This is a genomic window from Saccharomonospora halophila 8 (genome assembly GCF_000383775.1).
GTDB lineage: Bacteria > Actinomycetota > Actinomycetes > Mycobacteriales > Pseudonocardiaceae > Saccharomonospora > Saccharomonospora halophila.
Genome location: NZ_KB912566.1, coordinates 134518 through 148076, shown reverse-complemented (window position 1 = coordinate 148076; position 13559 = coordinate 134518). Strand labels below are relative to the sequence as shown.

General features: G+C 70.7%; 12 protein-coding genes. 4 read left to right on the top strand and 8 right to left on the bottom strand.

The window, feature by feature from the left end; translation table 11 throughout:
- Positions 1-111: 111 nt before the first annotated feature.
- From SACHA_RS0115880 to SACHA_RS0115855, 6 genes are read right to left on the bottom strand one after another with little or no spacing between them, the layout of a single operon-like run.
- Positions 112-1122 (bottom strand): MCE family protein, encoded by a 1011-nt coding sequence (locus SACHA_RS0115880; protein ID WP_019811315.1) that lies wholly within the window; start codon positions 1120-1122, stop codon positions 112-114.
- Positions 1119-2108: an MCE family protein gene (locus tag SACHA_RS0115875; RefSeq protein ID WP_019811309.1), complete on the bottom strand. Its 990-nt coding sequence runs from the start codon at positions 2106-2108 to the stop codon at positions 1119-1121. Before SACHA_RS0115875 ends, SACHA_RS0115880 begins: the two co-directional genes overlap by 4 nt.
- Positions 2105-3115, bottom strand: coding sequence for an MCE family protein (locus SACHA_RS0115870; protein WP_020628643.1), 1011 nt, complete (start codon positions 3113-3115; stop codon positions 2105-2107). The genes SACHA_RS0115875 and SACHA_RS0115870 overlap by 4 nt, the downstream gene beginning before the upstream one ends.
- 46 nt (positions 3116-3161) lie before the next feature.
- Positions 3162-4442: an MCE family protein gene (locus SACHA_RS0115865; RefSeq protein WP_028663252.1), complete on the bottom strand. Its 1281-nt coding sequence runs from the start codon at positions 4440-4442 to the stop codon at positions 3162-3164.
- Complete coding sequence (locus tag SACHA_RS0115860; protein ID WP_019811303.1) at positions 4439-5293, bottom strand: MlaE family ABC transporter permease; 855 nt, start codon at positions 5291-5293, stop codon at positions 4439-4441. Before SACHA_RS0115860 ends, SACHA_RS0115865 begins: the two co-directional genes overlap by 4 nt.
- Before the next feature lie 5 nt (positions 5294-5298).
- A complete protein-coding gene (locus SACHA_RS0115855; RefSeq protein WP_028663251.1) occupies positions 5299-6102 on the bottom strand; it encodes an MlaE family ABC transporter permease in 804 nt (267 codons plus the stop codon).
- 515 nt (positions 6103-6617) lie between these two features.
- Here SACHA_RS0115855 and SACHA_RS0115850 point away from each other — a divergent pair.
- From SACHA_RS0115850 to SACHA_RS0115840, 3 genes are all read left to right on the top strand, one after another.
- Entirely contained in the window at positions 6618-7238 is a 621-nt protein-coding gene (locus SACHA_RS0115850) for a hypothetical protein (protein ID WP_019811299.1), read from the top strand.
- Between the two features lie 171 nt (positions 7239-7409).
- Positions 7410-9059 carry a DUF6801 domain-containing protein gene (locus SACHA_RS0115845; RefSeq protein ID WP_019811297.1) on the top strand — a complete coding sequence of 550 codons (1650 nt, stop codon included), beginning with the start codon at positions 7410-7412 and terminating at the stop codon, positions 9057-9059.
- A gap of 37 nt (positions 9060-9096) precedes the next feature.
- Positions 9097-10092 carry a hypothetical protein gene (locus SACHA_RS0115840; protein WP_028663250.1) on the top strand — a complete coding sequence of 332 codons (996 nt, stop codon included), beginning with the start codon at positions 9097-9099 and terminating at the stop codon, positions 10090-10092.
- Between the two features lie 131 nt (positions 10093-10223).
- Here SACHA_RS0115840 and SACHA_RS0115835 read toward each other — a convergent pair whose 3' ends face one another.
- Entirely contained in the window at positions 10224-10967 is a 744-nt protein-coding gene (locus tag SACHA_RS0115835; RefSeq protein WP_019811294.1) for a SagB family peptide dehydrogenase, read from the bottom strand.
- A gap of 65 nt (positions 10968-11032) precedes the next feature.
- On the bottom strand, positions 11033-13171 hold the full coding sequence (locus SACHA_RS0115830) for a HelD family protein (protein WP_019811291.1): 2139 nt from the start codon (positions 13169-13171) through the stop codon (positions 11033-11035).
- 120 nt (positions 13172-13291) lie between these two features.
- On the opposite strand from SACHA_RS0115830, the gene SACHA_RS22555 reads away from it, so the two are divergent.
- A partial coding sequence (locus tag SACHA_RS22555; RefSeq protein ID WP_198010162.1) for an RsmD family RNA methyltransferase occupies positions 13292-13559 on the top strand: 268 nt, incomplete at its 3' end.

Below are 13559 nucleotides of genomic sequence, written 5' to 3'. Positions count from 1 at the left end.
CGACGCCGAGCGCGGCGAGCACGGCGACGACCGTGGTTCGGGTCCGCGGCGGTGCCGCACCCCGGTGCCCCCGGGCGTGCCCGGGGCCGGTGTCCGGATTCCTCGCGGCCATCAGTTACCGCCTCCCGTGATGACCGGCAACGGCAGGTCGTCGGTGTATTCGAGCAGGTTCACGCGGCCCTGGAGGGTGCCGCTGTCCGGGTCGTAGGCGTGGTAGGCGTTCTGCACCGCCGTGGGCATGGTGTCCAGTGCCTCGGCCACCGACGCCCGGCGATCCACCAGCAGCTGGGTCGTCCGCGCCAGTTTGTTCACGTTGTCGGTCAACGCGGCGCGGTGGTCGGCGACGAAGTCCTGGACATCGGCCAGCGCGGTACCGAGGGTGTCCAGGGCGGCACCCAGTTCGTCCCGGTCGGCCGAGAGCGTGCGCCACACCTCGGACAGCTGCTCGGTGGCCTCGCGCACCCGGTCGTCGTTGCCCGCGAGCATGGCCGTGAAGTCGCGCAGCTGCTCCACCGTGCCGAACAGGTCCTCGTCCGAGTCGGCGAGGGTGCGGGCCATGTCGGCGAAGTCGCGCACGCTGTCCGCGAAGGCCCGGCCGTTGCCCTCCAGCGCGTCGGCACCGGAGTCGAGCAGGTCCGACAACGCCCCCTCGGAGTTGGCGCCCTCCGGGCCGAGGGCGGTGACGAGGTCGTTCATGCTGCCGTAGAGCTCGTCCAGCTCCACCGGCACGGCCGTGCGGTCCCGTGGGATCACGGACCCGTCCGCCAGCCGGGGCCCGTCACCGGCGAGGTCGGTGAGTTGGACGTAGCGATCGGCGACCACGCTCGGGGAGATCACCGCCGCCCCGGTCCCCGCCGCGACCGGGGCGTCGTTCGCGACGCGGAGCACCGCGCGTACCCGCTCGCCGGACGGGGTGACCGACTCGACCTCGCCCACCGGCACACCGAGCACCCGCACGTCCGACCCCGGATACACGCCCACGGCGCGGTCGAAGTGGACGGTGACCCGTTTGTCGCCGTCTCCCGTGAAGATCCACCACAACACGCCCGCGAGGGCGACACCGAGGACGAGGGCCAGGCAGGCCGCCCGGGCGAGGCGGCGTCCGAGACGAGTTCTGATCATTGGTCACCCCCGGGCGCGGGCGCACGGCACGGATTCCGGTTCTGTTCGACGAGCCCGCACAGGTAGGTGTCCAGCCACCGGCCGTTGCCCAGAGTGTTGTTCACGACCCGGAAGTAGGGGCCCGCGAGTTCCAGGGTGCGGTCGAGTTCGTCGGTGTGGGCCTGCAGGATGTCGGTGACGGTGCCCAGCTGCTCCAGCGCGGGGGCGAGCTGTTCGCGGTTGTCGGCGACCAGCCCGGAGATCTGCTCGGCGAGCCGCCGCGTCCCGGTGAGCAGGTCGCTGATCGCCCCGCGCCGGGTGTTCAGCTCGGTGAGCAGCAGGTTGCCGTCGTCGATGAGCCGGTCGAACTCGTCGCTGGTGTCGGCCAGCGTGCCCGCGATGGTGCGGGCGCCGTCGAGCAGATCGGCCAGCTGGTCGTCGCGGGAGGCGATCGTCGTCGACAGGGCGCTCAGGCCGTCGAGTGCGGACCGCACGTGGTTCTCGGTGCCGTCCAGGTTCCGCGAGAGGGTGCGGAAGCTCTCCGCGAGCCGGTCGGTGTCGATCGCCCCGGCGGTGTCGGCCAGGCGTTCGAAGGCCTCGGTCACGTCGTACGGCGTCGTGGTCCGTTCCAGCGGGATCGGCGTCGCCGGGTCCAGGACGGTGTCCCCGACCGGGTGCAACGCCAGGAACTTCTGGCCCATCAGGGTCTTGATCTTGATTTCGGCGGAGGTGCGGTCACCCACCCAGGCGTCCGACACGGAGAACGACACCAGCACCCGGTCGGTGGTCAGGTCCACGTCGGTGACCTCACCGACCTTGATCCCGGCCACCCGGACCTCGTTGTCCGGCCGCAGTCCGGCCGCCTCGGCGAACTCCGCCCGGTACGTGGCGCCGGTGCCCACGATCGGCAGATCCTCGGAGTGGAACGTGGCCGTCACCACCGCGGCGAGCACCACGGTGCCCACCACGCCCAGCGTGAACGGATTGCGTTCGGCGAACGACGTCATCGGGTGCACCTCGCGGGAACCGGGTCCGGGCGCGTGCCGGTCGGCGGATCGGTGAGCAACAGGCCCTCACACAGGTAGAAGTTCAACCAGCTGCCGTAGGAGGCCACGCGGCCCAGTTCGGTGAGCTTGCGTGGGGTCATGGTCAGGAACCGTTCGAGCTCACCGGATCCCGCGGCGAGGTGGCCCGAGACCTCCCGCAGGCCGGCGATGCTGTCCTTGAGCGGGGCGCGGGCGTCGGTGAACAGGCCCGCGGTGGCGGTGGTCAGGGCGGACAGGCCCTCGATCGACTCGCCGATCACGGCGCGGTCCTCGGCGAGTCCGCTGACGAGCTGCCGGACCGTGGTGACCAGATTGGACAGTGCGTCACCCTCGTTGTTGATGGTGTCCAGCACCGAGTTCAGATTGGTGATGACCTCACCGATCACCCGGTCCCGGTCGGCGATCGTCCGGGTCAGCGACCCGGTGTGTTCGAGCAGGCTCTCCACCGTGCCGCTCTCCCCCTGCAGCACCTGGATGATCTCGCCGGAGAGTCGGTTCACGTCCTCGGGTGCCAGCGCCTCGAACAGTGGGCGGAACCCGTTGAACAGCTCCGTCATGTCCAGTGCGGGGGTGGTGCGCTCGATCGGGATCTCCGCCCCCGGCGGCAGGGTCTCCGTACTGGGCTCCTCCCCGCGTTCCAGGGCGAGGTAACGCTGCCCGATCATGTTGCGGTAGCGCAGTGTGGCGGTGACGTCGGCGGGCAGGTCCCGGTACTTCCGTACCGAGAAGTGCACGAGTGCGAGGTGCCGGTCCACGATCTCCAGCTCCTCGACCTGGCCGACCCGGACCCCGGCGATGCGCACGTCGTCGCCCTCGGCCACCGACGTGGCGTCGGTGAACCGGGCGCTGTAGTGCGCCCGGTCACTGACCGCGGTGTTGGTGATCGACAGCGCCAGCACCGCGGTCGCCACCGTGGTGACCAGGATGAACACCAGTGCCTTGGTCAGTGGGGCGGCGATCTTCCTCATCGTCGGCACTCCCTTCGTGCGTGTGCGCGACGCCGGACGGACGGGCTCATTCGAGCGTCACCTCCGTGCCCCGGTAGACCGGACCGACCAGGGCGCTGCTCCACTGCGGCACGTCCCCGTCCGACACGCTCAGGTCGGCGGCGAGCAGGGTGGACAGCAGCTCCCGTTCCTGGGGGGAGTTCGGCAGACCCAGGCCGTCGGTGTCGGCGGACAGCAACGGATGGGTGAAGTCCGGCTCCGGTGGCGGGACACTGCCCGCCTCGGTGGGGGCCAGCCCGCTCGGGTAGCAGCGCGGACCGTCCGTGGCGCTGTGCGACGGGTCGTCGCGTCCCGGCACGTACGCACCCCGGGCCCGGGTGACGATCGTGCTCTCCAGGTGGATCCCCGGCCGGTCGGTTCCCGCGCCGAGCACCGTGTCCATCGCGGGCTTGAGCGCGTCGAGCGCCTTGAGTGTGCAGGCGAACGACGGCGAGTACTCCGCGGCGACCTCCAGCGGGGCCCTGGCGGTGGTCGTCAGGCCGATGAGGTTGTCCCGGTTCTCCCGCAGGAACGTCCGCACGTCGGTGGCGGTCGTGGTCACCCGGTCGTAGAGCCCGCGCAGGTCGTCGGCGCGGTCGACGACGGTGTCCATCGTGGTGGCCGTGTCCGTCAGCGCGTCCAGCACGTCCGGGGCGATGTCGCCGTAGACCTCGCTGACCTCGGCCAGGTCGCGGATGTTCTCGTGCAGCCGGGGCAGGTTCGGGTTGAACTCCTCCAGATAGTCGGCCGCCACGGTGAGGGTGTCGCCGATCTGTTCCCCCCGGCCCTGAAGCGCCGTCGCCGCGGCGCTGAGGGTGCTCGCCAGTTTCTGCGGCTGTACCGCCCGCAGCACCGGCAGCAGATCGTCGAAGACCCGCTCCAGCTCGATCGCGTTCGCCGAGCGGTCCTGCGCGATGACGTCGCCCTCGGACAACGGCGTCCCGGTGGAGTCCTCGGGGATGGACAGCTGTACGTAGCGCTCGCCGAACAGCGTCTTCGGCACGAGCAGGGCGGTGACGTCGGTGGGCAACCGGGGGATGCTGTCCGGGTCGAGTGCGAGATCGATCTCGGCGCCGTCGTCGGTTGCCTCGATGCCGCGCACCTCACCGACCAGCACACCGCGCGCCTTGACGTCGGAGTCGCGGCGCAACTGGTTGCCGACGTGGTCGGTGCGCAGGGTCACCGCCACGTCCTCGGCGAAGTCGGAGTTGTACACCTTCACCGACAGTGTCACCAGCAGGGCGAGCACGAGCAGGAACACCACGCCCGCCAGGCGCACCCCGAGCTTGCGTATCCATCGTTGTCTCATCCGGCCACCCGCACCGTCGTCGTGGCGCCCCAGATCCCGAGGCTGGCGAAGAAGTCGAGCAGCGCGACGGCGACGATGGCGGTACGCACCGCGCGCCCCACCGCGACCCCGACGCCCGCCGGGCCTCCGCTCGCGCGGAAGCCGTAGTAGCAGTGGGTGAGCACCACCACCACACTGAAGATCAGCACCTTGCCGAACGACCAGAGCACGTCCTCCGGGGGGAGGAACAGCTCGAAGTAGTGGTCGTAGGTGCCCTCCGACTGGCCGTAGAACCACACCGTGATCTGTCGGGAGGCCAGGTAGGAGGTCAGCAGGCCCACCGCGTAGAGCGGGATCACCGCGCAGAAGCCGGCGATGATCCGCGTGGTGACGAGGTAGGGCACGCTCGGGATGCCCATCGTCTCCAGCGCGTCGATCTCCTCGGAGATCCGCATCGCGCCGAGCTGCGCGGTGAACCCGCAGCCGACGGTGGCCGACAGCGCCAGGCCCGCCACCAGCGGCGCGATCTCGCGGGTGTTGAAGTAGGCGGAGATGAACCCGGCGAAGGCCGCGGTGCCCACCTGGTTCATCGCGGTGTAGCCCTGCAGGCCGACCACGATGCCGGTGAACAGCGTCATGCCGACCATGACGCCCACGGTGCCGCCGATCACGGCCAGCGCGCCGCTGCCGAAGCTGACCTCGGCCAGCAGCCGGACGATCTCGCGGGTGTAGCGGCGCAGCGCGCGCGGGATCCACAGCAGGGCCCGCAGGCTGAACAGGATCGCGTCGCCGAGGGTGTCGAGGAACGACAGTCGCCGGTCGACGACCTCGGCGGCACGCTGTCCCGGGCTTCTCGGGGCCGTGGTGACCATGTGCCTCACATCCCCTTCGGCGGCACGATCTGCAGGTACAGGGTCGTGAGCACGAAGTTGATCAGAAACAGGAGCAGGAAGGTGATGACGACGGACTGGTTCACCGCGTCGCCCACCCCCTTCGGCCCGGGCGAGGGGTGGAGCCCGCGGTAGGCGGCCACGACGCCGGCGACGAAGCCGAACAGCAGTGCCTTGATCTCACTGATCCACAGGTCGGGCAGTTGGGCCAGGGCCGAGAAGCTGGCGAGGTAGGCGCCGGGGGTGCCGTCCTGCAGCACGACGTTGAAGAAGTAGCCGCCGCAGACGCCGACGACGCTGACCATGCCGTTGAGGAACACCGCGACCCCCATCGCGGCGAGCACCCGGGGCACGACCAGCCGCTGGACCGGGGAGACACCGAGCACCTCCATCGCGTCGATCTCCTCGCGGATGGTGCGCGAGCCCAGGTCGGCGCACATCGCCGAGCCGCCCGCGCCGGCGATGAGCAGCGCGGTGACGATCGGGCTGGCCTGCTGCACGATGGCGAGCACGCTGGCCGCCCCGGTGAACGACTGCGCACCGATCTGCGTGGTCAGCGAGCCGACGTGCAGGGCGATCACCCCGCCGAACGGAATCGCGACGAGTGCGGTGGGCAGGATCGACACGCTGGCGATGAACCAGAACTGCTGAACGAACTCGCGGAACTGGAACGGCCTGCGTGGAATGCAGCGGAGCACGTCGAGCGCGAGCGCGTAGAGTTTGCCGGTCTGCCGCACGGCCGCGGCTCCGGGAATTGTCGCGCCGCGACGGACGTCAACGTCGTGGGCCACTGCTTCTCCTATTCGTGCTCGCCGTTCTTCGCACGCCGCGCGGGCCTGGCGTGGGGCGTCTCGGTGATCGCTTCCCCCGGTGTTTATGAAACTGTCGTTCCGGTCGTTGGTACCCTGCGCTACAGGGCGTGTCCTGAAATCAACGGTGCGGTCCGGACCGGGTTACGGTGGATTTTTCATCGGTTCGTGACAACTTTCGTTGCGGCCGTTCGGCCGTGTTGCGCATTCCGGCGCGAATCCCGTGGTGGGAGTGGTCGTGGATGCGGGAGGGCGACTCCTGGTACAAGAACGAAGTCCGGTTTGCGGCCCAGCTGACAAACACTCGTCCGAATGGAGGAAAAAGCCGCGGTCCGGGGTTTTTCAATGGTTGTGGCCGCAGTCACGAGTCGCTACCGTACTCGGCGGTAGGTAACGCGGAGGTTTCCTGCCGGCAAGCACATCGGCCGATTTCCGCGGACCGGGCACGACGTCCGCACCGCTTGCTCACTGCCCACACAATGTTCGGAGGAAAAGCAATGCGTAGGCGCATCACCGGCATCGTCGCTACGGGCGCCGCAGCGGCGCTCACTCTCGGCTTCACCGCCCTGTCCGCCTCGGCCCAGCAGGCCGAGTGGACCGTCGACCCGGGCGGGGACTACACGGCCGCGTCCGGCACGACGGTGCTGACCAACACCGCCAACGGCGTCACCCTCGACTGCGCCTCGTCCGAGGCGAGCGGGTCGCTGGTCGGCAGCGCGTCCGGCACGCCGGCCCAGATCGGCACGATCGACGCGATCAGCTGGACGAACTGCTCCGGCCCGCTGGGCCTGACGTTCGAGGTCATTCCGGAGAACCTGGAGTGGACCATCAACGGCGAGTCGTGGTCCAACGGTGTCACCACCGGCTACATCGGTGGCATCACCGCCAACCTCACCGGCACGGGATGCGACGCGACCGTGGAGGGCGAGGCGCCCGGCACGTACGACAACGCCACCGACACGCTGGCACCGTCCCCGGACGCCGGGTCGGGCCACGAGTTGACGGTGACCGAGGTGGACCCGTCGGCCAACTGCTTCGGGTTCATCAGCGAGGGCGACACCGTGACCTTCGAGGCGGAGTACACGGTGACACCGGGGCAGGACGTCGTCCTGCAGTGACCCGCTCAGGGTGATCCTGCCGGGACACCCGGTGCGTGCTGATCGGTCCGGCCGGGGAGGCCGTTCCCCGGCCGGACCGATCGTGCGTGGCGCGCGGGGATGTCCCCGGATCACCGTGCCCGGCCGTCGTTGCCGCGAGACGCGGATCCTCACCCGAACGGAAGAGACGACATGACACTGAACTGGCGCTCCGCACGCCGCCGGTCCGCTCCGATCGCCCTGCTCGGCGCGGCGTTGGTGGCGGTCGCGGTCGGTGCACCGGCCGCGTCCGGCGGAGACGACACCGGTCGCGGGGCCGCCGACGGCACCGCGCACGAGACCGCGGAACTGCGCTACCGGTGCGAGACGGACTCCGCACAGCGGGAGATCCGTGTCCGGGTTGGCCTGTCGCTTCCGGAGTCCGCCGAGGTGTCGACACCGGTCGGAGCGGCCGGCATGACCGTGGAGATGGCCCTGCCGGAACCGGTCGTGGGCGCACTGGCCGACGGCGGGGCGTCGGAGGTCCTCGGTCGGGCCATGCTCGATGTCGCCGTCGCGGGGGCCGGTGATCCGACCGGGTCCGAGCCCCGGATCGTCCCGTCCGCCGAACTGCGGATCCCGGTCACCCCGCTCCCGCGGGGCGCGCCACTGACGCTCACCGCCACCGGCGAGGCGCCGGAGATCACGCCCACCGCGGCCGGGGAAATGGTCCTCTCCGCCGACCGGCTGAATCTCCTGCTCACCGCGCCACCACAGGGAGCCGACCCCGGTTCCGGGGACGGTGACGGTGGTGACGGGGACACCGGTGGTCCCGGGGACGGGTCCTCCGGGGACGGATCCCCCGGGGACGTATCCCCCGGGGACGGCACCGGGGACGCCGGCCCGACGCCGCAACCGGGTACCGGCTCCGGGACGGAGGACGTCGACGGTGCGGGTGGCGGGGCCGCTCCCGCCGCGACGGACGATCCGGACGGCGGTGTGCCGGCGATCCCGGCCTTCGACTGTGTTCCCGCCCCCGACCAGGAGACCCGCATCGGGACGCTCACGGTCGCCGGGGACGGCACGGTGACGCCGGGCGATCCCGGGGATCCGGACCCCGACGGGGAGCGGGGTGCGCAGCGTGACGGTCCCGCACGGACACGGGCCGCGACACAGGAGGTGCCCGAGGACTGTGAGGTTCTGCCGGAGCCGGGGACACCCTGGTGCGCGTCGCTCGGTGGTTACACCAACATCGCGAAGTTGGATTCCGCCGCGCGGATCGATCCCGGAATCATCAATCTTTCCGTCCCGAATCCGCTCCCGTGCGGCGACGGTTCCGAGTGGTACTGGTGGTGTCAGACCACCCAGGCCGAACTGAGACATCAGGGGGAGAACGGACTCCCGCCGACCAGGAACTCGTTCCACGCGTTCGACTTCATGCCGAGTTCGGCGACGGTCGAGTTGTCCCAGGTGGGCGAGATGGTCATCGACGTACGATTCCAGATCACCGGGTCCTTCGACGGCTCGGTGGTGGCCGTCGGGGCGATGTCCGCCCGGCTGGACGACGTGACCGTCAATGGGACGCCGCTCGATGTCGGCCCCGACTGCCGGACCGAGGAACCGTTCCCCGTCGAGTTGACGGCCGATTATCCGGACAATTACGCCGTGGACGCCGGGGGGACCCTGGACGGTTACGTCGAGATTCCGGCATTTTCCGGATGCGGGGTCGGGGAGGATCTCGATCCGTTGATGACCGGACTGATCTCGGGCCCCGGAAACTACGTGAAGATGACCCAGGGGCGGATCTGCGAGATCACCCGCGGGAACGGATGCCCACCGGCCGTTCCCGAATTGGAACGCTGAACGACGACTGTGGTACCGACGAATCAGGAGAAGCACGATGACTGAGACGAGACCCCGCCGGAGCGGACCGGGCGGCGGGCGTACGTGGCGGAGGAACACCCTCGCCGTCACCGCGATGCTCACCCTCGCGGCGGGGACGGTCGCGGCCGTTCCCGCCGCGGCGGAGGAGAGTGCCGGTGGGCCGACCGCGTCGGACCTGGCCGGGAACTGGGCGCCGTTCGACCGGTGCCCGGTGGACGACCCGGCGATGCTGGACGCCGACGGCGACGAGCTCGCGGCGCTGTGCCTGGCGTCGTCGTCCGAGTCCGGGACGATGACGATCGGCGAGAAGACCGTGCCGACGGCGGGCACGGACCTCCAGTTCGGACTCCTCGGGGACGGGGTGAACTACACGACCGTCTCGCCCGCGGGCACCGGGATCGAGGCGGATCCGGTGCAGGTGCCGGGCGGGCTGCTCAACCTCATGTGTCCGAGCGACATCCCGATCCTCACACCGCTGTGCGAGAAGGCCGCCGACAGCAGCCTCAACGCGGTGACCGCCACCGTGGAACCCGCCGGTGACCCCCGCGACTTCAGCCTGACCGCCGGTCTGTCGGCGGGACAGCCCATCGTCACGCTGCCGATCAAGATCAAGCTGGACAACCCGCTGCTCGGCGGGAACTGCTACATCGGCTCGGACGATGACCCGATCCTGCTGCGGCCGTCGAACGCCGCGCAGCCGACGTTGGCGCTGACCCGCTACACCCCGGACGGCACCACCGATCCGACCGGCGTGATGAGCAACATCGGCCTGTCCGGGGCCGATCAGGTCGACGACTCGTTCGCCGTGCCCGGTGCCGAGGGGTGCGGCCTGTTCGGGGCGCTCGACTCCGCGGTGGACTCCCAGCTCGGCCTGCCCTCCCCGGAGGGCGCGAACAGCCTGGTGCTGCACGACGCCACCACCACGACCGGCGGCTTCTACACCCCCGCCAACTTCACCCCCGACCAGGGCGAACAACTCGCCGACCACTGGCACGCCGCCCACAGCGACTGACCGGCGGGCCTCACCCGGGTGTTGCCGTGAGGGGCACATTCCCTGCACCGGACGCAGGGAATGTGCCCCTCACGGCGTGTGACGCGGGGAAAGTGCCCTTCACGGCAACACCCCGGGGTGCGGCGGGCGGGTCAGGTGGGGTGGCCGGTGGCGAGCAGCATGGTGGGGATCTCCTGGTGGGGCAGGCCCAGGAGGGTGGACAGGGCCGCGTCGTCGAAGCCGGCCACGGCGCACGAGGCGAGGCCGAGGGCGGTGCCCACCAGGGAGAGGTTCTGCACCGCGACGCCGGAGTCCACGTGCAGGGTGCGGTAGTGCCGCAGGGGGTACCGGTCGAAGGCCACGTCCAGCCGCGCCGTCAGCGCGATCGTCACCGCCGAGGCGCCGAACTCCTCCTGCAGGTACACCCCGCGCAACGCGGCGGCCGGGTCGTCGTCGGACAGCTCCACCAGTTCGTGGGAGATCGCCTCGTAGCGGTACACGCCCGGATGGAGCCCCTCCACCCGCTGGACGAGGACGTAGGCCCGGAGGATGTCCAGACCGCCCGCACTCGGTGCCATCCCGAGCGGGTACTCCTCCACACCGTAGGCGGGGACGAACCGCTGCACGCCCACCGAGAACCGCAGCAGCGCGCTCACCGTGGTCAACGCCACGGGCCGGGGGGAGAAGTCGTAGTGCGAGCGCCGTCGGGCCAGCGTGGCCACCAGCCGGTCACGGGGTGGTTCGACGTCCGGCAACGGGATGTGCCGCAGAGTCGGCAGCGGTGCCGTGGGTTCGGGGCGCTGCGCGTTGAGCAGCCGGTGCACGGCCAAGGCGCGTTCGATGGTCCCGTGGTCGTTCGCCACGATGTCTGCCGTCGCTCCCACGTCGCTGGACACGGCCGCATCGTAACCCTTTCGGGTGGTTTTGTGTGCCCGTTCGGCCGATGGGAACGTTCCCGATGTCACCGCTCGTGTCCGGACTCCGGAAGCCACCCGTCGTCCGAGGCGAGCACCACGAGTCGCTGGGTGGCCCGGGTCAAGGCCACGTAGAGCACCCGCGGTCCGGTCGTCGACTCCGTGACCAGCTCGGTCGGCTCCACCAGCACCACGGCGTCGTACTCCAGCCCCTTCGCGTCGAGGCTGCCCAGCACCCGCACGCGGTCGTCGGGGTCGTCGGCGAGCCACCCGCCGACCTCGTCCACCCGATCCATCGCGCAGACCACACCCACGGTGCCCTCGACCGCGTCCAGCAGCTCCTTGGCCGCCGCACGCACCTCACCCGCACGGGTGCCGTCGTCGACCCGCCGGATCTGCGGCTCGGCCCCGGTCTCCCGGACCGCACGGGGCAGGTCGTTCGGCTCGGCCTGCCCGGCGACCACCCGGGCGCCGAGTTCGAAGATCTCGGCCGAGTTCCGGTAGTTCGTCCGCAACGTGAACCGCCTGCGCGGGGTGCGCGGCCCGAACGCACGGTCGCGCGCCTGCCGTGCCTCCTCCGGGTCCGGCCACGAGCTCTGCACCGGATCGCCGACGACGGTCCAGCTCGCGTGCGTGCCCCGCCTGCCGACCATGCGCCACTGCATCGGCGACAGATCCTGTGCCTCGTCCACCACGATGTGCGAATACTCGTCGTAGTGCTCCGGGCGGTGCCGTCCGGGAGTGGGGGAGGAGTCCCGCTCCGGTGCCGCGTCGAGCTGCACCGTCTCCCGGTGCCTGCGGCGCTTCGGCGGCGGCCCGACCAGCACGCGCAGCTCGTCCAGCAGCGCGATGTCGGCCACCGTCCACTCGCGGGTGGTATCCGCGAGCGAGTCGGCGAGCCGGGTGATCTCGTCGGCGGTGAGCACGTTCTTCGCCGACCTGCTCAACCGCCGCCGGTCGCCGAGCAGGCGCAGCATCCGCGCCGGGTACAGCACCGGCCACCACTCGACGAGGAACCGGTGGAAGTCGATCCGCTCGCCGAGCCGGGTGATCAGCTCCTCCCGGTCGACGGTGCGGCCGTCGGCCCGGGCGTACTCTTCGGCCTTGTCGGCCAGCGCCGCCAGCAGTGCCTCCGCCGCGCGCACCCGCGACGGGTTCGGCGGCTGGGTGCTCTGGTGCAGCTTCCGCCGCACCCGGCCGAGCTCCTTCGCGTCGAGCTTGAGCACCTCACCCCGGTAGACGATGCGCATCTCGGTCGGCGCCTCGGGCGGGGCCTCGCGGACCGCCTTGGCGAGCACCTTGCGCATCCGCAGCGAACCCTTGACCGCCGCCAGCGGGGCCGGGTCGTGGACGGTGGCCTCGATCCCGTCGAGCACCTGCCCGAGCGACCGCAGTTCGACGCTGGTCTCGCCCATCGACGGCAACACCCGGGAGATGTAGGTGGTGAACGCCCCCGACGGGCCGACGACAAGCACCCCGGCACCGCCGAGCTGCCGCCGGTACCGGTAGAGCAGGTACGCCGCCCGGTGCAGTGCCACGGCCGTCTTGCCGGTGCCCGGCCCGCCGGTGATCTCGGTCACTCCGCGCCAGGGCGCCCGGATGACCTCGTCCTGCTCCTTCTGGATGGTGGCGACGATGTCGCGCATCGTGTCGCCGCGTGCGCGCCCGAGCGCGGCCATCAGTGCGCCCTCGCCGACGACGGTCATGTCCTCCGGCACCGAGGCGGGCATCAGCACGTCGTCGTCGAGGTCGAGCACCGACCGCCCGGAGCACCGGATCACCCGGCGCCGGACGACGTCCCCGGGGTCGGTGGCCGTGGCCTGGTAGAACGGTGCGGCGGCGGGCGCCCGCCAGTCGGTGACCAGGTTGTTGAACTCCGCGTCGCGGATGCCGAGCCTGCCCACGTGGACGGCTTCGGCGGAGGTGTGGTCGAGCCTGCCGAACACCAGACCCTCGTACTCGGCGTCCAGGGTCTGCAGCGTCTGGTTCGCGTGCGAGACCATCATGTCCCGCTCGAACAACATCGACGCCTGCTCGAACACGGCCTCGTTCTGTGCGCCCCGGCCGATTTCGTAGCCCTTGTCGCGCATCGACTCCGCCTGGTCACGCAGTTCCGCGAGCCTGGCGTAGACCCTGTCCACGTGTGCCTGCTCGACGGCGATCTCGACCCGCTTGGGTTCCGACACTCGGCGCTCCTGAACGCTCCATCGCCTGAAGAAGGGGGAAGGACGACTTTACGCGAGACGGTGGCGCTGCTCCGACCATGTCCCGCCGGGAGGCGGCGGGGTTGCTGGGACCATGAGCCGGTGACCAGGATCGTGGCGGGGCGGGCCGGGGGCCGGACGCTCTCGGTGCCGTCGAAGGGGACCAGGCCCACCTCGGAACGGGTGCGCGAGGCGCTGTTCAACGCCCTGGACGCCGCCGGTGACCTGCGGGGCGCGCGGGTGCTCGACCTCTACGCCGGGTCCGGGGCACTGGGGCTGGAGGCGCTGTCCCGGGGCGCGGCGGACGCGTTGTTCGTGGAGTCCGACCGTGCCGCCGTGCGGGTGCTGCGGGACAACGTCGCGCGGGTCG

Coding starts and splice junctions, on each gene's coding strand:
- SACHA_RS0115880 (WP_019811315.1), bottom strand. CDS start 1,122: ATGATCAGAACTCGTCTCGGACGCCGCCTCGCCCGGGCGGCCTGCCTG.
- SACHA_RS0115875 (WP_019811309.1), bottom strand. CDS start 2,108: ATGACGTCGTTCGCCGAACGCAATCCGTTCACGCTGGGCGTGGTGGGC.
- SACHA_RS0115870 (WP_020628643.1), bottom strand. CDS start 3,115: ATGAGGAAGATCGCCGCCCCACTGACCAAGGCACTGGTGTTCATCCTG.
- SACHA_RS0115865 (WP_028663252.1), bottom strand. CDS start 4,442: ATGAGACAACGATGGATACGCAAGCTCGGGGTGCGCCTGGCGGGCGTG.
- SACHA_RS0115860 (WP_019811303.1), bottom strand. CDS start 5,293: ATGGTCACCACGGCCCCGAGAAGCCCGGGACAGCGTGCCGCCGAGGTC.
- SACHA_RS0115850 (WP_019811299.1), top strand. CDS start 6,618: ATGCGTAGGCGCATCACCGGCATCGTCGCTACGGGCGCCGCAGCGGCG.
- SACHA_RS0115845 (WP_019811297.1), top strand. CDS start 7,410: ATGACACTGAACTGGCGCTCCGCACGCCGCCGGTCCGCTCCGATCGCC.
- SACHA_RS0115840 (WP_028663250.1), top strand. CDS start 9,097: ATGACTGAGACGAGACCCCGCCGGAGCGGACCGGGCGGCGGGCGTACG.